Annotated in this window: 20 protein-coding genes and 1 riboswitch; of the genes, 14 read left to right on the top strand and 6 right to left on the bottom strand. The window is 39.9% G+C overall.

From position 1 onward, the window contains the following. Positions 1-38 precede the first annotated feature (38 nt). A riboswitch (TPP riboswitch) is annotated at positions 39-144 on the bottom strand. 228 nt (positions 145-372) lie between these two features. Beyond that, positions 373-2,391 carry an N-acetylglucosamine-specific PTS transporter subunit IIBC gene (nagE, locus tag NDN60_RS03865; RefSeq protein ID WP_099947164.1) on the top strand — a complete coding sequence of 673 codons (2,019 nt, stop codon included), beginning with the start codon at positions 373-375 and terminating at the stop codon, positions 2,389-2,391. A 59-nt stretch (positions 2,392-2,450) separates the two neighbouring features. On the opposite strand, the gene NDN60_RS03860 is transcribed toward nagE, so the two are convergent. Further along, positions 2,451-3,395, bottom strand: a complete 945-nt coding sequence (locus tag NDN60_RS03860; RefSeq protein WP_011373775.1) for a DUF1002 domain-containing protein — start codon at positions 3,393-3,395, stop codon at positions 2,451-2,453. Positions 3,396-3,494: 99 nt separating this feature from the next. Further along, the gene (locus NDN60_RS03855; protein WP_056946866.1) at positions 3,495-4,643 is read right to left on the bottom strand and encodes a VanZ family protein; all 1,149 of its coding nucleotides are present in this window, start codon (positions 4,641-4,643) and stop codon (positions 3,495-3,497) included. 267 nt (positions 4,644-4,910) lie between these two features. On the opposite strand from NDN60_RS03855, the gene NDN60_RS03850 reads away from it, so the two are divergent. The 10 genes from NDN60_RS03850 to NDN60_RS03805 all read left to right on the top strand — a co-directional run bounded on the left by NDN60_RS03850 (position 4,911) and on the right by NDN60_RS03805 (position 15,669). Beyond that, positions 4,911-6,191: an adenylosuccinate synthase gene (locus NDN60_RS03850; protein WP_011373777.1), complete on the top strand. Its 1,281-nt coding sequence runs from the start codon at positions 4,911-4,913 to the stop codon at positions 6,189-6,191. Positions 6,192-6,361: 170 nt separating this feature from the next. Beyond that, a complete protein-coding gene (locus tag NDN60_RS03845) occupies positions 6,362-7,672 on the top strand; it encodes an NCS2 family permease (protein ID WP_056946869.1) in 1,311 nt (436 codons plus the stop codon). Between the two features lie 123 nt (positions 7,673-7,795). Then, positions 7,796-8,254 carry a DUF2975 domain-containing protein gene (locus tag NDN60_RS03840; protein ID WP_056946872.1) on the top strand — a complete coding sequence of 153 codons (459 nt, stop codon included), beginning with the start codon at positions 7,796-7,798 and terminating at the stop codon, positions 8,252-8,254. 74 nt (positions 8,255-8,328) lie between these two features. Further along, positions 8,329-8,991, top strand: coding sequence for a class A sortase (locus tag NDN60_RS03835; RefSeq protein WP_011373780.1), 663 nt, complete (start codon positions 8,329-8,331; stop codon positions 8,989-8,991). 205 nt (positions 8,992-9,196) lie between these two features. After that, positions 9,197-10,228 (top strand): putrescine carbamoyltransferase, encoded by a 1,032-nt coding sequence (ptcA, locus tag NDN60_RS03830; RefSeq protein ID WP_099947166.1) that lies wholly within the window; start codon positions 9,197-9,199, stop codon positions 10,226-10,228. A gap of 39 nt (positions 10,229-10,267) precedes the next feature. Further along, the gene (locus NDN60_RS03825) at positions 10,268-11,629 is read left to right on the top strand and encodes an APC family permease (protein WP_099947167.1); all 1,362 of its coding nucleotides are present in this window, start codon (positions 10,268-10,270) and stop codon (positions 11,627-11,629) included. Positions 11,630-11,645: 16 nt separating this feature from the next. After that, positions 11,646-12,743: an agmatine deiminase gene (aguA, locus tag NDN60_RS03820; RefSeq protein WP_099947168.1), complete on the top strand. Its 1,098-nt coding sequence runs from the start codon at positions 11,646-11,648 to the stop codon at positions 12,741-12,743. Positions 12,744-12,758: 15 nt separating this feature from the next. Beyond that, entirely contained in the window at positions 12,759-13,694 is a 936-nt protein-coding gene (gene arcC, locus NDN60_RS03815) for a carbamate kinase (RefSeq protein WP_099947169.1), read from the top strand. A gap of 84 nt (positions 13,695-13,778) precedes the next feature. Continuing rightward, positions 13,779-14,882, top strand: a complete 1,104-nt coding sequence (gene aguA, locus NDN60_RS03810) for an agmatine deiminase (protein WP_099947170.1) — start codon at positions 13,779-13,781, stop codon at positions 14,880-14,882. 1 nt (position 14,883) lies between these two features. After that, complete coding sequence (locus NDN60_RS03805) at positions 14,884-15,669, top strand: MurR/RpiR family transcriptional regulator (protein ID WP_099947171.1); 786 nt, start codon at positions 14,884-14,886, stop codon at positions 15,667-15,669. A gap of 91 nt (positions 15,670-15,760) precedes the next feature. On the opposite strand, the gene NDN60_RS03800 is transcribed toward NDN60_RS03805, so the two are convergent. Then, on the bottom strand, positions 15,761-16,330 hold the full coding sequence (locus tag NDN60_RS03800) for a helix-turn-helix transcriptional regulator (RefSeq protein ID WP_016264359.1): 570 nt from the start codon (positions 16,328-16,330) through the stop codon (positions 15,761-15,763). Between the two features lie 514 nt (positions 16,331-16,844). Here NDN60_RS03800 and NDN60_RS03795 point away from each other — a divergent pair. Beyond that, positions 16,845-17,399, top strand: coding sequence for a recombinase family protein (locus tag NDN60_RS03795; protein ID WP_011373789.1), 555 nt, complete (start codon positions 16,845-16,847; stop codon positions 17,397-17,399). A gap of 238 nt (positions 17,400-17,637) precedes the next feature. Here NDN60_RS03795 and NDN60_RS03790 read toward each other — a convergent pair whose 3' ends face one another. The 3 genes from NDN60_RS03790 to NDN60_RS03780 all read right to left on the bottom strand — a co-directional run bounded on the left by NDN60_RS03790 (position 17,638) and on the right by NDN60_RS03780 (position 20,598). Beyond that, a complete protein-coding gene (locus tag NDN60_RS03790) occupies positions 17,638-18,786 on the bottom strand; it encodes a site-specific integrase (protein ID WP_099947575.1) in 1,149 nt (382 codons plus the stop codon). Between the two features lie 59 nt (positions 18,787-18,845). Next, complete coding sequence (locus NDN60_RS03785) at positions 18,846-19,868, bottom strand: virulence RhuM family protein (RefSeq protein WP_099947576.1); 1,023 nt, start codon at positions 19,866-19,868, stop codon at positions 18,846-18,848. A gap of 82 nt (positions 19,869-19,950) precedes the next feature. Further along, complete coding sequence (locus NDN60_RS03780; protein WP_099947577.1) at positions 19,951-20,598, bottom strand: helix-turn-helix domain-containing protein; 648 nt, start codon at positions 20,596-20,598, stop codon at positions 19,951-19,953. A gap of 157 nt (positions 20,599-20,755) precedes the next feature. Here NDN60_RS03780 and NDN60_RS03775 point away from each other — a divergent pair, with 157 nt between their 5' ends. Together NDN60_RS03775 and NDN60_RS03770 are read left to right on the top strand one after the other, a co-directional pair. Beyond that, positions 20,756-20,962, top strand: coding sequence for a helix-turn-helix domain-containing protein (locus NDN60_RS03775; protein WP_099947578.1), 207 nt, complete (start codon positions 20,756-20,758; stop codon positions 20,960-20,962). A gap of 2 nt (positions 20,963-20,964) precedes the next feature. After that, complete coding sequence (locus NDN60_RS03770; RefSeq protein ID WP_099947579.1) at positions 20,965-21,237, top strand: hypothetical protein; 273 nt, start codon at positions 20,965-20,967, stop codon at positions 21,235-21,237. The last annotated feature ends 40 nt before the right edge of the window (positions 21,238-21,277 follow it).

Raw genomic sequence — 21,277 nt, 5'->3', positions numbered from 1 at the left:
TTTTAGATGCACGAATGCATAGAAAAGTGGTGTTGGTTTAATAGAGAAAGGCACTTTCCTACGCAAGTCTGAACTTACAGGTTCAAAGGGATCAGGTTGTACAAACCTATCTCAGTTCTTCTAAGAACACCCCTAGTGCAAAGCGATTAAATTGTACCTTCAGTATACGTCAAATCATTATTTTTGCAACCGTTTTAATTTCAAGGCAATAATTAATGCCGTTATACGGTATAGACCAAAATATTTTCGAATTAAGAAACCGCTTTATTCCGTGACCTTAAAGGTCTATACCGACTATTAAGCGCTTGCTTATCGTTTGCATTAATGATTTAATATTGTTAACGAAATAAATGAATGAATGGAGAACACCTTATGAAGAATTACTTACAACGAATGGGTCGTTCATTAATGTTGCCTGTTGCTGTATTACCAGCAGCCGCAATTTTGATCGGGATTGCTAACTGGGTTGGCAATGGCGATTCAAATGCAAACGTCTTTACAATTTTCCTAGCAGCTGGTGGCGGCGCAATTTTAAACAACTTGCCATTATTATTTGCCGTTGGTCTAGCCCTAGGGATGTCTAAGGATCAGGATGGGGCAGCCGCACTTGCTGGTTTAGTCGCTTTCTTAGTCCCTAAGACCATTTTAGCACCTGCCTCAATTCAAGCGATGCAAGGTTTATCAGATATCGCTGAGGTGAATCCAGCCTTTGGTAAAATCGAAGGTAATGTTTTAATCGGGATTATCGCCGGTTTAATTGCAGCTGCAATGTACAATCGTTTCCACAACGTGAAGTTGCCAATGGCGCTTTCCTTCTTTAGTGGGAAACGTTTGGTGCCAATTATGGCCGCAACAGCAATGATGGTTGTTTCAGCAATCTTGTACTTTGTTTGGCCAGCTGTCTTTACTGTTTTAGTATCATTTGGTGAAGCAATTTCAAAACTAGGCTGGGTTGGTGCCGGTTTATACGGTTTCTTCAACCGTTTATTGATTCCAACTGGTTTACATCACGCCTTGAACTCAGTGTTCTGGTTTGATGTTGCTAACATTAACGATATCGGTAACTTCTTGGGCGGTGCGAAATCACTTGCTGCCGGAACAGCCGTGATTGGTAAAACAGGGATGTACCAAGCTGGTTTCTTCCCAGTCATGATGTTTGGGTTACCTGCTGGTGCCTACGCAATTTACAAGAACGCTCGCCCAGAACGTCGTAAAGCAACAGCTTCATTGATGTTAGCTGCTGGCTTTGCGTCATTCTTTACAGGGGTCACAGAACCACTTGAATTCTCATTTATGTTTGTGGCATGGCCACTCTACGTTCTACATGCAGTATTCACAGGGATTTCATTAGCCGTTGCTGCTTTCTTCCACTGGACAGCCGGCTTCGCATTTAGTGCTGGTTTAGTCGATTATGTTTTAAGTTTGAAAAATCCAGTTGCCAACCAACCATTGATGTTATTGGTTGAAGGCTTAGTCATGGCAGTTATTTACTACTTCGGTTTCAACTTTGCCATCAAGAAATTCAACTTGATGACACCGGGTCGCGAAGCAGATGATGCTGTTGATGAAGATACTGCCGGTGTCGAAACAGATGCTACTGATGACAAATTCATGATTCAAGCAAAACGGATCTACGCTGCAATCGGTGGTAAAGACAATATCAAAGTAATCGATAACTGTACGACTCGTTTGCGTCTACAATTAGAAGACACAGCCAACGTTAACCAACCGGCTATTAAGGCCGCTGGTGCCGCTGGGATTAACGTCTTAGACAAAACCAATATTCAAATTATTATCGGAACAGAAGTTCAATTTGTGGCGGATGCCCTGAAAGAACTTTATAACCACAACACACCAATCGCAACCAGCGCACCAGAACCAGCTGCTGCACCAGTTGAAGCCCCTGTTGATAGTGATATTAACTCAGGTGAGACAGATGTCTTTTACGCAGTTGCAAACGGTGAATTGATTGATATTGAAAATGTTGATGATCCAACTTTTGCACAAAAGATGTTAGGTGACGGCTACGCAGTCGTACCAACTGATGGCAAGATTGTCGCACCAGTTGATGGGACAATCATGACGATTTTCCCAACGAAACATGCGATTGGCATTAAGACGACTAATGGTTTGGAAGTCTTAGTCCACATGGGAATTGATACGGTTGAATTAAACGGTGCACCTTTTGAAGTCGCTGTTGAAGAAGGCCAAACAATCAAGCATGGTGACTTACTGGCAACCGTTGATCTTGATCAAATCGTTGCAGCTGGTAAGCAAACAGCGATGATGGTGATTATTACAAACATGCCAGCAGTTGCTTACATGAAGTTCAATAATATGGGCCAATCAGTCCAAGCTGATACAGTTGCCGTAAAAGCAACCACTAAATAAACAATCAAAAAACGCCTGACGAATTAAGTTCGTCAGGCGTTTTTGTGTGGTATAAATCATTATCCAAATAGGTTTTTAAAGAAGTTGCCAATACTATCGAATAATTTTTGAATGAAGTTACGGTTACTTTCAGTGTTTAATTTGTCGAAGACATTCTTAGCATTACTTTGAATGTTATCCATTAATTTACCGGCTTGGTTCTTAAAATCATCTGATTTAAGCGCACCAGAATCTTGAATTTTAACGAGTAAGTTAATGATTTGTGTCTTTTGGTTATTGTTGATGATTGTTGTAAGGTTATTTTGTTCTAATTGATTATTAACGATGTTGGTAATTTGGTTAACGGTTAGGTTATCACCCTTGTTAGCCATGTCTTTTTTAGCACCTGTTACGGCGTTGTTAAGTTGTGAATCAGTATAGCCGTCAGTGCCTTTGTTAGCTTGGGTAATATCACTGAGGGTGCTCATTTCGTCTTGAGCGGCGGTAACTTGTGATTGATTTAAGGTTTCACCATTTTCCGCGAAAGCGGCGTAAACGCCGGCGAGCGCACCAGAACCGTCAATTGGTACGGCAGAAGTAACGTAGATCGTCGCGTTTGTGACGCCGGCGGTTAACGCTGCGTTTTTATATTGGTTCGCGGTAATTGTTGTGATATTGTTGCTGCCGTTAAAATCGACAATCTTAACGTTAATCCCGGTATTGCTATTATTTTTTTGAATCAACGCACTAGAATAAACGTTGGAATCCGCGTTAAAAGTTTGTTGATTTTGATCGAGATATTTAACGAGGGTTGAACCGGTGACCGTTAATTCATCAGAATCGGTGATGTTAGCGGCGTTTTGAAGCGTTGAGAGGGTTTCTGATTTTTGCGTACTTGAAAGACTTGTTCCGAGTGTTGCGACTGGTTTATCCCAAGCATTACTGTCGGCAAAAACGCTGTGGGCGCTGAGACCTAAAATAGCCGTCATGACGATTGGGAGAATGTATTTGAGTTTATTAAACATAATCGTAAATCCTTTCTCAGATATAAGATACTTTCATTATAGCTAATTTAACAGGGAAAGTATCTTAATTTGCTAGACCTTTAGAATTAAGCGGTGTTTTTAATTATTTTTTAAGGGATGATCTGCTTGTGGTTGAACCAAACTCATTTCTTGGGTCTTGGTTAACTTCTCATAAAAGAGTTGGGGCTTTTTGAAAAGCCACGATAATAGGAAGTTACCCGTAAATAAGACGGGTGGTAAGGCAGCCAGACCACCCAGTAGAAGGTAGATATCTAAATGCGTTTGGCCGCTAGCAACCAAGGCATCGATGGTGATCCGCCATAATTGGAAACTAGGTAGGATGATAAAGAACAGTAAAAATTGGCGACTGAATATCCGCCAAGCAACGGCATTTTCGGCGGTGATTTTTAACCTCAAGAGCGATTTACCAGGTGTCTGTCCCCGCCAGAGGACGGGCAGTAAGACGAAGTAGAGTCCGTTTTCTAAACAATAGTAGAAAACATCATTACCAAAAGTTGGTAGTTTTAATAAACGCCAAATCGCTGTAACAATCATGCCAATCAGTGTTAAGAGACAGTAATCGATTCCCAGTGCTAATAAGCGACGGAGATAACCAACTTTTTGGCCGTTGATGTAAGCCGCTTGATCAAGTGCATCACGAGTCGGCAAGAAATAGGTTAATAAGGGTGCTAAGCCAAAGCCGATGAGTCCGCCACTCGTGTTTAGCAGTAGATCATCAACATCGAATAACCGATATGGTCGGGGGTAAATGCCATAGAGTCCTGACAGCTGGGTTAATTCGAAGAATAATGTGAGGCCAAAACTTAATAATAGGGTCTGTTTGAATGATGTCCGGAAGAAGTAACGAAGGTAAACACCAAATGGAATGGTTAAAACGATATTAAAGAGTGGTTGAATCGTCGCCGCTTGTTTTAGGGTTGCAAGATAGGTTGCCGGTTGATTCCAAACCCAGTGTGTCGTGTTAATAAATTCGCGGACAAAGGTGAACGGCACTAGGTTATAACGCGGGGTCGTCAAATGAGCGACGACTGATTTTGGTGGTAAGGGGAGTATAATGAGACAGTAGGCGGCTAATAAGTAGAAGATAAAGCTATAAATCACTAAGCTTCGCCAAAAGGTTAGTGCGCCAGAACGCCGGTAATGATAGATTAAAACCGGAATTGTGAGGGCGATTGCGACAAACGGAAAAATCGTCGCTGCGGTGATGATATTATCGAGATATAGCATTAGGCAACTCCTTGAAAGATTAAGATGGTTTAATTGTAGAGGGCAAGTTGGTGGATGTCAAAACCGTAATTATTGTTCGTGTTTAAAGCGCTGTATTAACGTTGTGTAATCATCATTAGGATTTAAAACGTTAATCAGGTAGTGTTTATTAATAAAGTTCGTGTTTTCGGTTGATTTCAAATAGCTGAGTTGGTACAATAGCTTTTGTGAGTTTAGTACTTAAATATCAGGTTAAGACAATTAACTTGAATAAAGGGGTTTATTCATATGACATCTGCAGTAGTAGTTGGAACACAATGGGGCGACGAAGGTAAGGGAAAAATCACCGACTTTTTAGGTCAGAATGCTGACGCAATCGCTCGTTATCAAGGTGGAGACAATGCAGGCCACACCATCAAATTAGGCGAAGATACTTATCATTTACAATTAATTCCATCTGGGATTTTTAACAGTGACAAGGTCAGCGTCATCGGTAACGGGGTTGTGGTTAATCCTAAATCACTCGTTGGCGAATTACGTGGTTTAGCTGACAAGAATGTAGATACAAGTCAATTGAAATTATCAGATCGGGCCCACGTCATCTTGCCTTATCACATTAAGCTAGATAGCTTACAAGAGGCCGCTAAGGGTGATCAAAAGATTGGAACGACTAATCGTGGGATCGGCCCAGCTTATATGGATAAAGCAGCTAGAAGTGGTATTCGTGTGGCTGATCTATTAGATAAAGATTTATTTGCAACTAAATTAAAACAAAACTTAGCTGAAAAAAATGCCTTATTTACAAAGATTTATGAAGTTGAAGCTCTAGATTTCGACTCAATTTTCGAAGAATACTACCAATATGGTCAAGAATTAAAACAATACGTTTGTGATACATCTGTTGTTTTAAATGATGTTTTAGATCAAAAGGGCAACGTCTTATTCGAAGGGGCCCAAGGTATTTTATTGGATATCGACCAAGGGACTTACCCATTTGTAACTTCTTCAAATCCTGCCGGTGGCGTTTCAACTGGTTCAGGGGTCGGCGCTTCACGGATTGATGAAGTGGTCGGGGTTGCTAAAGCCTATACATCACGTGTTGGTGATGGCCCATTCCCAACTGAATTATTCGATGAAACGGGTGATTTCATTCGTCAAGCAGGTCACGAATACGGCACTGTTACAGGACGTCCACGTCGAATTGGTTGGTTTGATACAGTTGTGCTTCGTCATTCTAAACGGGTGGCTGGCTTAACGCAACTTTGTTTAAACTGTGTTGATGTTTTAACTGGTTTGAAGACGTTGAAAATCTGTGTCGCTTACGAATTAGACGGTGAACGCATCGATCGTTACCCAGCAAGCTTGAGCGAATTAGCACGTTGTACACCAATCTATGAAGAATTACCTGGTTGGGATGAAGATATTACTGGCGTTAAGACACTTGAAGAATTACCAGTCAACGCGCGTCGGTATGTTGAACGCTTGCAAGAATTGGTTGATTTACCATTAGCCACATTTGCAGTTGGTCCCGATCGTGATCAAACCAACATTTTAAAAGCAATCTGGTAAGCACAGCCTAAAAAAGGGTACAAAAAAAGAGAATGCAAAGTTCGTTTTCGAAACGCGTCGTTAAACGCGCCAACAAACTTTCATTCTCATGGGTTTGGCACCAGTCAGTATTATACACACATTACCACTAAAAAGATAGTGGGAAAATTAGTTGTTTTAGAGGAGTTATTATGGGAAAAGTAAGTCGGTTCTTCGGTATCGAAGAACAACATTCAACGGTCCAACGGGAAATTCTAGCCGGATTCACCACGTTTATTTCAATGGTTTACATTTTATTTGTTAATCCAAGCGTTTTGGGTGCTTCAGGGATGGATAAAGGGGCCGTTTTCGCGGCAACAGCCTTAGCCAGTGCCATTGGGTGTTTCTTGATGGGCTTGTACGCTAAATATCCAATCGCAACAGCCCCCGCACTTGGGATTAACGCGTTTTTTAGTTATTCAGTAGTCATTGGGATGGGTGTTTCATGGCAAACGGCGCTCGCAGGTGTGTTTGTCGCTTCATTGATTTTCATGGTAATCACTATTTTTAAATTACGTGAAATCATTATTGATGCGATTCCGCGCGATCTTAAATTAGCAATTTCGGCCGGGATTGGGATGTTTGTGGCTTTTATCGGCTTACATGGTGGTGGTTTAATCGTCGCCAATAAATCAACAGTCGTGGGTCTTGGGGACTTCTCACAAGGCACGACTTGGTTAACAGTTTTTGGCTTGATTATTACAATTATTTTAATGGTTAAAAAAGTACCAGGTGCGATTTTTATCGGAATGGTCTTAACTTCTATTTTAGGGGCCGTAACGGGTTTAATTAAGTTACCAACCCATTTTGTTGCTGCTGCACCTAGTTTAAAACCAACCTTCTTAGCTGGTTTGAATCATGTTGGGGATATTAATACGGTTCAAATGTGGGTGGTTGTCTTGACGTTCTTATTAGTGACGTTCTTCGATACAGCTGGCACCTTGGTTGGATTAGCCGAACAAGCTGGTTTCATGAAGGACAACAAGATGCCACGTGTTGGGAAAGCCTTGATGTCAGATTCTTCAGCAATGTTGGCTGGTTCACTCTTGGGGACATCACCTGTTGGGGCCTTCGTTGAATCATCAGCCGGGATTGCCGTTGGTGGTCGGACTGGTTTAACAGCAGTGGTTACCGGGATTTTATTCGTCTTCAGTTTATTCTTCTCACCACTTTTAACGGTTGTGACGTCACAAGTAACGGCGCCCGCTTTAGTAATTGTTGGGGTGCTAATGGCGCAATCATTGAAGAAAATTGACTGGGAAAAATTGGAAATCGCGATTCCAGCTTTCTTAATCGTTTTGGGGATGCCTTTAACTTACAGTATTTCAGATGGGATTGCTTTAGGGTTTATCGTTTACCCAATCACGATGATTACGGCTGGTCGTCGTAAGGAAATCCATCCAATTATGTACGTGCTCTTTTTCGTATTCGTAATCTTTATGTATATTCTAAACGTCGGTTAATACGACTTAGCGGTTGGTCCTGTGGATCAGCCGCTTTTTTGTTTCTTAATTTTTGGATAAAGGCGCGGCGTTTAAATTGTTTATTTGGTGTGAATCGCTTAAATTAAAGAGGAGGTGAGTGACATGAAAATTCAAATCCTATTTTTGAAATTAGTTTGTGGCTTAGCCAGCTTACCGCTAATCTTTATCGGGTTGATTGGGCCACGGTTAACGCATAAAATTGCGCAGAACTTCCCCCAAATTCCGGGTGGCTTGTGGTTGGTCGTTCTCTTGGTTTATGGGTCATTGATCCTGGCACTTTGGGGGTTGTACCAACTCCAACGAATTTTACGCGAGGTCGATCTAGTCGGTCATTTTGGACAGAAGACACAACAAGCCCTCCGCCAAATTCAAAAAGTCGCCAGTATCAATGGCGCGGCCTACCTCTTGAGCTTACCGTTATTCTATTTAATTGCAGTCAGACAAGCGACACCGGGTGTCATGTTGATTGGCCTAGGGTTAGTTGTTATCTCACTGGCAATTGCGATTACCGCTAATTTATTTCGAAATTTAATGCATCCGGCAATTATTGTGGAAAAATAAGACTTTTTAAAATGAGTAACCGCTTTGAGATGTGATACAATAAAATAAATCAGTAGTAAAGGGGATAAATTGTTGTGCAAAAAAAGACGAAGAATCGGCTTATTAATAGTCTGCTAGCACTTTTATTGCTCATTGGTTTAATACTTGTTTTTATTGGCCCAATTCGCAATCAAATGGTTAAATCAATGGCTAATCGCCGGATGAATACGGTGACGGCCGCTCAAATTAAGAAAAACGAACATAAAAAGGCTAATTTTGATTTCAATAGTGTTAAAACACTCGATACAAAGCAAATCGTCAGCGCCGCCGTTAAGGGCGATGTGATTGTTTTAGGGAAGGTTGCGGTTCCGAGCGTCGGAATTGCATTGCCGGTCATGAAGGGCGTCTCAGAAGCAACAATGGCCCAAGGCGGTGGTACGATGAAGCCTGACCAGAAGATGGGGGCCGATAATAACTACGCCTTAGCAGGTCATTCATTTACCAACATCTTTTTACCATTGGAAAATGTTAAAGTCGGCGATATGGTTTACCTAACCGATTTACAAAATGTCTATTCATACCGCGTAAACGTTAAAAAATCGATTGCCCCTGAAGAAGTCAAAGTAATCGATGATGTCCCGGGACATAAAATGGTCACCTTAATTACCTGTGATCAAACGGTTCGTCGTTGGTGCGTCCAAGGCGAATTAGTGAAGACTGAAAAAGCGAATAAAACCAACTTAAAAGTATTTGGCTAATTAAAAAACAAAGACCCCAGTGTGGTAAATACCGCAACTGGGGTCTTTTTGTGTATCACCAAAAGGGTGTATTTTGTTCCGCAAAATGGAACAAAATACACATCGATTTCGTCTAAACCGATAGTCACCAAACCTATTTCAATTTGGTCGTGAAAAAATTATATTGTAAGCGTAGTCAAAAGAGATTAATTAGGAGATGGCCAATATGAAAAGAGATTTTATCGATACAAAGGATTATACACAAGCAGAAATTCAATATTTAATTGATTTAGGATTGCAAATTAAAAAGGATATCAAAGCTGGTGACTATCCACAATTATTAAGCAATCGCACATTAGGGATGTTATTCGAAGAATCATCAACTAGAACACGGGTATCATTTGAAACAGCAATGACCCAACTTGGTGGGCACGCCCAGTATTTAGCACCTGGTCAAATTCACCTTGGCAGTGCTGAAAGTGAATCATTAGGCGACACCGCAATTGTTTTATCACGATTAGTTGATATCTTGATGGCCCGGGTTGCAACACATGACACAATCGAAACAATTGCAAATGCAGCCACAGTACCTGTTTTGAACGGGATGACTGATTACAATCATCCAACACAAGAAATCGGCGATATCATCACAATGGCAGAACATTTACCAGCTGGTAAGAAGTTAAGCGATTGTAAAGTCGTTTTCGTCGGGGATGCCACACAAGTCTGCGTTTCATTAATGTTTGTCGCTACTAAGATGGGCATGCAATTCGTTCAATACGGACCAAAAGGCTATCAAATCAAACCAGAAACATTAGCAATCGGTCAAAAGAATGCTGAAGTTTCAGGTGGGAGTGTCTTAATCACAGAAGATACCGATCAAGCAATGAAAGATGCTGATTTTGTTTATACAGATGTTTGGTACGGTTTATATGAATCACCACTTTCATATGACGAACGGATGGCAATTTTCTATCCTAAATACCAAGTTAACGATGAATTGATGGCTAAAGCTGCTAAACATGCTAAATTCATGCACTGTTTACCAGCTAACCGTGGCGAAGAAGTGACAGATAGTGTGCTTGATTCAGATGCTTCAGTTGCTTGGGACGAAGCTGAAAATCGTTTGACAGCTATGCGCGCATTACTTGTTTATCTCATGGCACCAATTATCGATTATTCAGATGACACATTAAACAACTTAAAAGATCCAGTATTAAAAGACTTATTAAATAATCGAATCGATTCAACCAAATAGTCAGTAGACAATAGTTGATCAATAAATGAGGGTGACAATATGGAAAAGAAAAAGTTTAAACTATTTGATGCCGTATTAATGTCAGTAGTCGTTGTCTTAGTCGTTGAATCGGCTGCACCAGCTGCCGCAATCGGACCATCGCAATTCTTCTGGTGGGGTGCCTTATTACTGCTTTTCTTCTTACCGTATGGCCTAATTTCTGCGGAATTAGGGACGACATATGATGATGAAGGCGGCATTTATGACTGGGTTAAACGTGCTTTTGGTCGCAAATGGGGCGGAAGAGCAGCCTGGTTATACTGGATTAATTTCCCCATCTGGATGGCAAGTTTAGCTGTCTTATTCAACGAAGTGCTAGCACAAATTTTTCAGATTAAGATAGCGACGCCTGTTGGGATCATTATTGAACTAGTCTTTATCTGGCTTGTCACACTCATTAGTTGTTATCCAATTGCTGATAGTAAATGGATTTTGAATTTAGCGGCGGTTGCTAAAGTGGTCATTATGCTTAGTGTTGGGGCACTTGGTATTTACCATGCTGCCACGCAAGGATTAGCTAATGATTTCTCTGGGACAGCGATGTTGCCTAAGTTTGATGCGACAAGTCTCGGGTATATCTCAGTTATTTTGTTTAACTTCTTAGGTTTTGAAGTGGTTGCAACAATGGCTAGTGATATGGAAAATCCCAAGAAGCAAATTCCCCAAGCCATTATTTGGGGCGGCGTCTTGATCGCGGTCTTCTACTTATTCGCTGCTTTCGGGATGGGCGCTGCAATTCCAAGCAGTCAACTATCGACATCTGGTGGTTTAATGGATAGTATTTTATTATTGGTTGGACATCATAATTGGTTCGTGGTTTTAATCGGCATTCTCTTTATGTACACACTAGCAGCCAACTTGATTTCTTGGTCGGCCGGTGTTAACTATGTTGCATTATATGCTGCTAAGAACAATGATTTACCCCGTGTTTTCCAAAAAACGAGCGCTAAAAATGGAATGCCAGTCGGAGCAACGTTCTTAAACGGCATTATCGCAACGATTTTAGTAGTCGCCGCACCGTTTATTCCGAATCCCAATATTTTCTGGGCATTCTTCTCACTAAATGTGGTCGCTTTACTAGGGTCATATATGTTGATGTTCCCATCATTTTTAAAACTCAGAAAGATTGATCCAGATCGTAATCGGCCTTTTAAGATTCACGGTAATGCAGTGGTTATCCGATTGATGACTTATGTCCCACTAGTTTTATTGGGCTTAACATTAATCTTAACGGCGTTCCCATTAAACGGCAGTCACGCGGAGCTAAGCAGCAAGTTACCAATCTTAATTGGGACGATTGTCACTATCATTATTGGAGAAATTTGTATCAGACACGCTGAAAAACAAGTTGATCAGAAATAGAAAGGAAGTTAGTACTATGAAAACATTACAAACATCGCCTAAAAAAGACGGTTACCGCATGCCCGGTGAATTTGAAGCCCACAAAGGTGTTTATCTTTTGTGGCCAGAACGACCAGATAATTGGCGTGAAGGGGCTAAACCAGCGCAAGCAACTTTTGCCAAAGTCGCTGAAACAATTGCCCAATTTGAAAGTGTGACCGTTGGCGTTAGTGATCGTCAATATACAAATGCCCGTCACATGTTGGCTGATAATATCCAAGTTGTTGAAATGTCGAATAACGATTCCTGGATCCGTGATTGTGGGCCAACATTTGTGGTTAATGATAAAGGCGATAGTCGGGGTGTTGACTGGACATTTAACGCTTGGGGTGGCCTTGTTGATGGCTTGTATTTCCCATGGGACAAGGATGACCGCGTTGCTCAAAAGGTTTGTGAAATCGAAGGTCGTGATCGCTATCGCTTGGACGATTTCGTGTTGGAAGGTGGTTCAATCCACGTTGATGGTGAAGGCACATTACTCGTAACAGAAGAATGTTTATTATCTGATGGTCGTAATCCACAACTTTCTAAAGAGCAAATTGAAAGTATTTTGAAAGAATACCTCAATGTTGAAAAGATTATCTGGTTGAAAAAGGGTATCTACCTAGATGAAACAAACGGTCATGTTGATAACATCGCTAATTTCGTCAAACCAGGTCAAGTCGTATTAGCTTGGACAGACGATCAATCAGATCCACAATACGCAATTTCAAAAGAAAACTATGACATGCTGATCAATGAAACGGACGCTAAGGGCCGCAAGTTACAAGTTGAAAAATTATACTTGCCAAAACCAATTCTGATCACGGAAGCTGAAAGCCAAGGTGTTGATACAGTTGACGGGACGTTACCACGTTTAGCAGGAGATCGATTAGCTGCTAGCTACGTTAACTACTACACTGCAAATGGTGGGATCGTCTTCCCATTATTTAATGATCCAATGGACGCAAAAGCACAAGAAACACTTCAAAAATTATATCCAGATCGCAAGATTGTTGGTGTTCCAGCCCGCGAAATCTTATTAGGTGGCGGTAATATTCACTGTATCACTCAACAAATTCCTGCTGGTCGTTAGAATAGGGGTCTAGTGATGGCAAAAATCGTAGTAGCGCTTGGCGGCAATGCTATTTTAGCAAACGATGCCTCCGATACAGCACAGAAAAAGGCAGTCAAAGCAACTGTCAAAGCATTAATCAACTTTGTTGAAAATGGGGACCAACTAATCATTACACACGGCAACGGTCCACAAGTTGGGAATCTATTGTTGCAACAACAAGCAGCTGATAGTGATCAAAATCCCGCAATGGCTTTAGACACTTGCGGTGCAATGACTCAGGGGAGTATTGGTTATTGGTTCCAAAATGCAATGCAGGAAGAATTAGCGCTCAGAAAAATTGATAAGAGTGTGGTGGCGATGGTGACGCAAACCATCGTAGCAGCTGATGATCCGGCATTTCACCACCCCACTAAACCAATCGGTCCTTTTTATGAAGAAGCAGCGCTTAAAGGGCTTCAAGAAAAACACCCTGATTGGCAAATGATGGAAGATGCCGGCCGTGGCTATCGACGCGTGGTACCTTCACCCCAACCTGTTGAAATTAAGGAATACCCTGCAATTAAAAAAGTGATTGAAGCTGGTATTATCCCAATTATCTCTGGCGGTGGTGGTATTCCCGTTGTTAAATCTGGTGACCAATTAATTGGCACCGAAGCTGTGATTGATAAGGACTTTAGTGCCGCTAAAATTGCGGAATTAGTTGAGGCTGATCAATTAATTATTTTGACCTCTGTTGGCGGGGTGTTCTATCGCTTTGGAAAACCAGATCAAGAAGAGATTTTTGATGTCACTGCCAAAGAAATTCAAAAGCATATTGATGCTGATGAATTCGCTAAAGGCAGCATGATGCCGAAGGTCAAAGCAGCTGTTCAATTTGTTAAAAAAACCGGTAATCCGGCCGTGATTGGCGCATTAGATGATGTTCGTCAAATTATCACCGGCGATAAAGGAACCGTTATCCATCAGTAGTTTTCAAAGAAGCGACTAGTCAATTTTCTAGTCGCTTTTTGGGTTATAATCAAGCGATATGAGAGATCAGAATGGAGTGGCACAATGAAAATCGTAGGGACTACCCCTAAAGAGGACCAATACTATTTACCAGCAGAAACAAATCGCCATCGTGAATCGATTATGATGTGGCCAGAACGTTCAGATAATTGGCGTAATGGGGCCAAGCCGGCACAAAAAATATTTGCGGAAATTGCAACCATCATTAACCACTACGAACCAGTGACGATGTTAGTTTCCAAAGAGCAATATCAAAATGCACGTTATGCATTGCCCGCAGATATTCGAGTGATTGAGATGAGTTATAACGATGCTTGGATTAAGGATATCGGCCCAACTTATTTATTAAATCAAAAGAATCAAATTCGGGCGGTTGATTGGCGGTTTAATGCTTGGGGCGGCTTAGTGGATGGTCTTTATTTCCCTTGGGATATGGATGACCAGGTCGCACAGAAATTATGCGAACTAACCGGCATCGATTATTATCGCCTGGAGAAGTTTATTTTAGAAGGTTGTGCTTTCCATACGGATGGTGAAGGAACGTTGATTGTCACCGAGGAATCGATTCTTTCTGAAGGGCGCAATGGCATGCTCACTAAAACCGAAGTTGAAGCTGTTTTAAAAGCTTATCTAGGCATTGAAAAGGTAATTTGGTTAAAACTAGGTTATTTTATGGATGAAACTAACGGGGATGTTGATAATATGCTCAGTTTTGTGCGTCCTGGGGAATTATTACTGACTTGGACGGATGATCAATCAGATCCACAATATGCCAGTTCAGAAGAAGCCTATCGCATTTTAGAGGCCGCGACAGATGCTAAAGGTCGGCACTTTAAGATTCATAAATTACAAATGCCAAAGCCACTGTTTGCGACTCAAGAAGAAAGTGCAGGCGTCGATCCAATTAACGGTCTCTTGCCTCGCTATCCAGGTGATCGCTTAACTGCTAGTTATGTTAATTACTATGCGCTAAACGATGCAATCATCTTACCTATCTTTGATGATCCGCAAGATACCGTGGCGATTCAAACGTTGACGCAAATTTTCCCAGATCGCAAGATAGAACCAGTATATGCAAGAGAACTATTATTGGGCGGCGGGGATGTTCACTGTGTTGTTGCGGCAGTACCCGCACATACGGAGGCTTAAAATGAATTTTTTTGAAATTATTAATGCGAATGTTGATAAGTTGAACAAAAATGAACAGATTTTACTAGATTACGTCATTAAAAATATGGATGATATTAAAAATCGTAGTATCCGTGAATTAGCCGCGGAATGTTTTGTATCGACGACGACTTTTTTGCGTTTTGTTCGTAAAATTGGGTTCTCAGGTTATAGCGAGTTCATCACCGTCATCAAATATACAATTTTGAATCAGGATCAAACGGAAGAAGTGAATCCGTTTGTGGTGAATCAAGTGGCCTACAGAACGGAATACCTCAAGAATATTAATGAAACAGTCCGTGTCTTAGATAATGATAAGTTAAATGCAATTGTGACGCTAATGATCAAAAGGCCCAAGTTATATTTTTTCGCAAAAGGGTTTAGCAAATATGCTGCGGAATATATCGAATACTTGTATACCTTAAAAGGTTTTATTGTGATTTTTCCGAAGAATTATGAACAACGTCAGCTCGCTTATCGAAATATTAATCAAGATGATATCTTATTCGTTTTTAATTACGAGGGTGAAGATAAGGAATTAATTGAAATTTTGCAGATTATTGAGCGCAAGTGTCAGTATGCAAAGTTAGTATCAATTACGGGCGCCAATAATAACACCATTCAAAATATGAGTGACATCAATCTTTATCTGTTTACGGACGAACTTTATCAACATAAAGTTGAAATGACATCGCATGTTTCACTAATTGCCATCATGGAACTCCTCTTGTATCAATATAATGAAGTTGAAGAAAGCCAAAACTTGTAGTGAAAATATAAAAAGAAGCTTAACCACGGGCAATACCAATCCGATGGCTGAGCTTCTTTTTTATTTCCCTGGTAATAAAAAATGATAGCAATCAAAAAATAACGGTCAGTAAGCTACCAACTACAAAAATTAAAATAAATAACCAGATTATTTTACCAATTGGATGGTTAGGGTTGATTGTCAGGCCGATTCCAACGACCTTAGGAATCAAGAGGGGCTGCTTATTTCCAGGCTGTTTAGAGTAGAATTGAACTGTTTTAAAGTAGCTCAAGATAACGAGGATCGTTGTAAAAACTAAGACTAAGAGCCCAGTTAACTGTTCATTGACCAGTGATTTGAAAAAAATCGTAGCTAGAATGATGATGACCAATCCCGATAAAGTAAGCAACAAGGCATAATCTAATAAGTGTGTCTTTTTTTGTTGATTAATTAACTGGTAATCGTTAGCGACTTTATTGAGATAGTTGGTGTCTTGCTTCAACATATCGTCGAGTGATAAATCATATAGATTACTAATGGCGACCAGCATTGGGACGTCGGGATAGTTTTTACCGTTTTCCCAGTTCGAAATAGTCTGTCGACTCGTGTGAAGCTGATCTGCGACAGCTTGTTGCGTTAAATGTAGATCAATACGACGTTTTTTAAGCGTAGTGGCTAACATGATGATTCCTCCCCCAATTGAGCTTAATCATATTATAAGAAAGTAGAGAAGTATTTAAAAGCAAGTGATATTTGCATAGTACTAACTGAAAAACAATTTATTATTTTTGACTATTAATAGTCACTAAATAGTAATAATGCGATGAAATTTTCAAAATAATTAATAATAATTGTGCAAAATTTAATATAGACCGTCATTTTTGCTAGCGATATTAGATGAAACGATTGATAACAAAAGCTTTAAAGGATTATTAAAATTTTAATAAGCTTAACAAGAGTTAAGCTTTTTTGATAAAACGTTAAAGCGTATAACTTTAACGAGTCATGATGGGTGTGATAACTTATAGATACAATAAAGTAGATGAACTTAAACGGAGAGTGTACACTTGGGGTTAGGCGACGTGGTTCGATAGTTCCTTAACGGAATGTTTACAAAACGTAAATATAAGCCTTGCTAATCATCGCGTATCTTTTAAAATAAGTTTGTGCATCAAATTTTAGGAGGTAACACTATTATGAAATATGGCTATGCAAGAGTGTCTACGATGGGCCAGAATTTAGATACACAAATCGAGCAACTAAAGCAGGCCGATTGTGATAAAATCTATTCCGAAAAATTCACAGGGACGACAACTGATCGGCCTAAATTTAAGTTGCTTCTAAAAAAGTTAAAACCGGGCGATACGCTAATAGTTACAAAATTAGACCGATTCGCGCGTAATACAATTGGGGCTTTAAGTATTACGAAAGAGTTGTTTGCGCGTAATATCAAGGTGACAATTTTAAATATGGGGACCATTGAGGATACCCCCACAGGAAACCTAATGCTAATGATGCTGAGTGCCTTTGCGCAATTTGAGCGGGATATGATTGTGACGCGGACACAAGAAGGTAAGGAAGCTGCGCGGATGAATAACCCACTCTATCATGAAGGCCGGCGGCAAAAGTATACAGATCAGCAAATTGAAGGCGCACTGAAGGATGTTGAAAAAGGTTTAACCATCCAAGAGATTAGTTTAAAAACAGGAATTAGTATTTCGACGTTAAGACGTCGTGCCGTGAAGGCCTAACACAAAAGCCCGCTTATCTTCTCAGATAGGCGGGCTTTGCTGGGTGGATAATCTTTTATTTTTATATAAAAAAATAGTCATAACGATGCAATTGCATCATTATGACTATTTATCGTGTATACTTGATGGGTGGTCAGGGGTTTGAGCCTGTTCCACGTGAAAATGCCAGTATACCAGTAGTTATAGGTGTTTTATTACATAGTTTTTATGATGTGAATACGTCTTTGAATACGGTTTGTTAGAAATTCAAGAATTGGGCCAGCTTTTGAACGGCCTCTTTATTTTGGCTATTAGTAACATGCGTATAGATGTTTAAGGTCGTTTGAGCGTCCTCGTGGCCTAATCGTTCTTGTACTTCTTTGATGGATGCGCCAGCAGAGAATAGGGCGGATGCGTGAGTGTGTCTAAAACCATGAACGGTTATCTTTGGTAGGTTAGTGCCATCTGTTAGCCGTCTAAGCCATTTAGAGGGCGTATTTAATGATTTAAAAGTATTCTTAGTTGTTGCAAAGATTAGTTGGCTAGGTTGGGATGTGTTAAAGCCTAGCATGAAATATATCCGCTTTTGGTCCATCTGCCATTTACGTAAATAAAATAAGGTTTGTTTATCAAGTGAAATTAGGCGGTTACCTTTCTTGGTCTTAGTCGCTTGGATAATCTGTTTACCGCCAACACCTTGAGTTAACGTTTTGTTAATGCTTAAGGTGCCTTTTTGAGTGTCTAAGTCATCCCAAGTTAGGGCTAAGCACTCGCCACGCCTAACACCAGTGAAGGCCAATACTCGAAACAACGTGTATTGCTCTAAGTGTTCGTTAGGATCCATGAGTGCAAAGAATTGTTTGAGTTGGTTCTTATCCCAAAAGTTTTCTTGTTTGTCACCCCAAGTGTCTGCCTTTTTGGGCATAGTGACTTTAGTAGCAGGGTTATCAGTGATATAACCGCGCTTAATGACATAATCAAATATGGCTTGGACATAATTAAACCAGCGCTTATAGTTGCGTGAGGTGACTTTAAACCACTTATTTAAGGCTTGTTGGCATTGTGCCACTGTGATTGTTCTGATTCGATACTTCCCTAAAGCTGGTAAAATATGATTGTTAAACATCCCTGCGGTACGGTTCCAAGTGCTTTCTCGTACCGTGTTAATATATGAGCTATACCATTGCTTGTAGACGTCCTCAAACGTTAAGTTAATGGGTTGCTGGTCTAATTGACCTAGATTAGCTTGTAACTCCAATTTAGATAATGCTAAGCGCGCCTCTTTTCGGGTTTTAAACCCCCGTCTAGTGGTGCGTTTTTCTTTACCAGTCTGTGGGTTAATCCCCAAGTAGGCTTGGAACATATAAAACTCTTGATTGTCTTTAGTGTATTTCTTAATCGTTGCCATTGTCATTTTCCTTTCATACGCACGGGGCAGTGTGGTATGTAAAAGGAACGTTTTAAAGGTTAATGTGATTGTTCGTCTGCCATGATTCGTTTAATTTGTTTATCAAAGTCGGAATTAATATTTTGCGTTTTATTGAATTGGTCATATTCAAGGGATGCTTTAGTTTTAGCGTTAGTCATTGAAACAGAGCCGTTATTAGGCAGTACCTTATATTCTTGAAATTCTAAAAAGCGATCAATACTGTCGGCAAATTCTTGCATCGTAAAGGTGCTACGACGCTCTATTAAACCCTCGATGTAATCAAAGTAACTCGATACAGTCCGTTCAAGTTGCTTTATTTCTTTCTGGTCCAAGTAGTTCTTGGCTACTTTGGTATCTGATTTCAATATTCTACCATCTGGGGAGTGTTTCCATGTTGTTAGTCCCATATTTGGTTTATCGTGGTCAGCATGGCTACTAATGATTTCAGCACCAGTTTGGCCAGTGATTGCATAATGAAATTTATTTTGAACCGTGGCATAGAAGTTTCTAGTAACTGGGCTATCTTTATCATAATTCGTGCTGATTTCTTGGAATATATCGGTGATTTTAAACCATATACGCCGTTCACTTGCACGGATGGAACGAACGCGCTCTAGTAACTCGTTGAAGTAATCTTTATCCAGCAAGTTAGAACCTTGTTTTAAGCGATCATCATCAAGCACAAACCCTTTTATCATGTATTCTTTAAGCGTTTGAGTAGCCCACTGGCGGAAGTGTGTGGCCTGAAGGGAGTTGACACGGTAACCAACTGATATGATGGCATCAAGGTTATAGAAGTTGGTTTCTTTTGATTGTGTTTTTCCCTCCATAGCACCGTGTTGAGTGGTTGTTTCCATTTTGGAAATAACCACTTCTTTATCTAATTCATTGCTTTCAAAAATGCTAGATAGATGTTTACTAATAGCAGGTACACCGACGCCAAATAACTCAGCCATAGCCTTTTGAGTTGTCCATAGAGTTTCATTACTGATAATCACGTCAATACTGATATTGCTATTTTCTGTTTTGTAAAGTAAGAATTTGGTTTCGTTATTAGTCATATTTGCTCCTTTTGTAAGAAATTCCATCTATCTGTGACTTGGCTATAAGCATGTAAGAGAGTTGAAGTGATAAATGATTTTCTTACTGGTTATCATCAGAAGTAAATACATCTGTACGGTGAGTATTACTGCTAAATTTTGGGTTTTCATTAGATTCATGTAATTCAACCAACACTTCACAAACAACGTCATAAGGCCAAATCTTATTTATTGAAGCTTGTACGTATTTTTGAATATCTTTTTTTATATCAGATTCAAAAGCTACAGATATATCTTTTATATAAGCGCTTAATTTTGATAGCTCCTGTTCGTTTGTAGGTCGTAAGCCAATCCCAACTCTGTTCTTATTATTAGGATCTATTCCGTAATCCTCTGTATACCCACTAAATTCAATAGTGTTAATTCTAGTGTTATTTTCAAGGACGTTGATAATAAAAGTAGATTCAAAGGTGGGGATAGGGTTCATATGTGCATCTAAAGCTTCAGTGTCCGTGACATCAGGACCGACATCAAAGAAGAAATTAAAGTCAAAAGGAACATATTCAAAGAAAAAAGAAGGAGTAATATCTAACGCTTGGCATATTTTATTGACGGTTTCAATTTGAACCATCTTAGAACTATTTGTTGCCATTGCGGTTAAAGTTGTTCTAGATATTCCGGTATCGTTTGCTAATTTACTTATACGAATTTGTCGTTCGCTTAATAATACAGCTAGATTATTTCTTAACATATAAATTCCTCCGATTCACCGTAATTGTACAAGAAACTGAACTAATATTCAATTTAAATATAATATTGACTAATTAGCAAGTATGTAATATGATTATTTTTGTACAAGAAACTGAACAAAAATAATCAAAATAGAACGTTTTTAGAAAGGAACTTTTATGGATAATAATCTTTCTATGATTATCGGAGGTCGCTTACTTAATCTATCAACTATTAGCCGAGATACTGGTATTAGTCGTACTACGTTAGCTAGTATCTATTACAAACGATCCAAAACGGTTAAATTAGATACCTTAATTAAGCTATGTGATTACTTGCAAGTACCGTTGCATGATTTAATCGATTATCAACCAAAGGAGGGCTAAGGATGCCATTAGAAGTAACGTTAACCCAGCAGGCAGACACCGAGCTTAGAAAGCAAGTTTACAGCATTATAACGGAAGCTATCGAAAAGGCGCGCCGTGATAGTGACTTAGATAAACCGTTTCTAAAGAAGGGGGCTACTGCTAAATGGTTAGAGGTTGACCCTAAGACAATTACTAAGATGGTCGCTGAGGGTTTACCATGCCACTATACGGCAGGTGTTCAGTTATTTAGTAAGCAAGAAGTAAAACAATTTATCTTGGATCATGGATTATAAAAAGCACGGGGCAGTGTGGAAGTTTTACTTAGCTTAAAGC

Source organism: Latilactobacillus sp. (assembly GCF_033176295.1).
Lineage (GTDB): Bacteria > Bacillota > Bacilli > Lactobacillales > Lactobacillaceae > Latilactobacillus > Latilactobacillus sakei.
This window is presented reverse-complemented; position numbering and strand designations above follow the sequence as displayed.

Excerpts from the sequence above, each read along its gene's own strand:
- nagE (WP_099947164.1), top strand. The coding sequence starts at position 373 with ATGAAGAATTACTTACAACGAATGGGTCGTTCATTAATGTTGCCTGTT.
- NDN60_RS03795 (WP_011373789.1), top strand. The coding sequence starts at position 16,845 with ATGAAATATGGCTATGCAAGAGTGTCTACGATGGGCCAGAATTTAGAT.
- NDN60_RS03845 (WP_056946869.1), top strand. The coding sequence starts at position 6,362 with ATGGGAAAAGTAAGTCGGTTCTTCGGTATCGAAGAACAACATTCAACG.
- NDN60_RS03775 (WP_099947578.1), top strand. The coding sequence starts at position 20,756 with ATGGATAATAATCTTTCTATGATTATCGGAGGTCGCTTACTTAATCTA.
- NDN60_RS03785 (WP_099947576.1), bottom strand. The coding sequence starts at position 19,868 with ATGACTAATAACGAAACCAAATTCTTACTTTACAAAACAGAAAATAGC.
- NDN60_RS03850 (WP_011373777.1), top strand. The coding sequence starts at position 4,911 with ATGACATCTGCAGTAGTAGTTGGAACACAATGGGGCGACGAAGGTAAG.
- ptcA (WP_099947166.1), top strand. The coding sequence starts at position 9,197 with ATGAAAAGAGATTTTATCGATACAAAGGATTATACACAAGCAGAAATT.
- NDN60_RS03770 (WP_099947579.1), top strand. The coding sequence starts at position 20,965 with ATGCCATTAGAAGTAACGTTAACCCAGCAGGCAGACACCGAGCTTAGA.
- NDN60_RS03790 (WP_099947575.1), bottom strand. The coding sequence starts at position 18,786 with ATGGCAACGATTAAGAAATACACTAAAGACAATCAAGAGTTTTATATG.
- NDN60_RS03860 (WP_011373775.1), bottom strand. The coding sequence starts at position 3,395 with ATGTTTAATAAACTCAAATACATTCTCCCAATCGTCATGACGGCTATT.
- NDN60_RS03800 (WP_016264359.1), bottom strand. The coding sequence starts at position 16,330 with ATGTTAGCCACTACGCTTAAAAAACGTCGTATTGATCTACATTTAACG.
- NDN60_RS03840 (WP_056946872.1), top strand. The coding sequence starts at position 7,796 with ATGAAAATTCAAATCCTATTTTTGAAATTAGTTTGTGGCTTAGCCAGC.
- NDN60_RS03855 (WP_056946866.1), bottom strand. The coding sequence starts at position 4,643 with ATGCTATATCTCGATAATATCATCACCGCAGCGACGATTTTTCCGTTT.
- arcC (WP_099947169.1), top strand. The coding sequence starts at position 12,759 with ATGGCAAAAATCGTAGTAGCGCTTGGCGGCAATGCTATTTTAGCAAAC.
- NDN60_RS03825 (WP_099947167.1), top strand. The coding sequence starts at position 10,268 with ATGGAAAAGAAAAAGTTTAAACTATTTGATGCCGTATTAATGTCAGTA.
- aguA (WP_099947170.1), top strand. The coding sequence starts at position 13,779 with ATGAAAATCGTAGGGACTACCCCTAAAGAGGACCAATACTATTTACCA.
- NDN60_RS03805 (WP_099947171.1), top strand. The coding sequence starts at position 14,884 with ATGAATTTTTTTGAAATTATTAATGCGAATGTTGATAAGTTGAACAAA.
- aguA (WP_099947168.1), top strand. The coding sequence starts at position 11,646 with ATGAAAACATTACAAACATCGCCTAAAAAAGACGGTTACCGCATGCCC.
- NDN60_RS03780 (WP_099947577.1), bottom strand. The coding sequence starts at position 20,598 with ATGTTAAGAAATAATCTAGCTGTATTATTAAGCGAACGACAAATTCGT.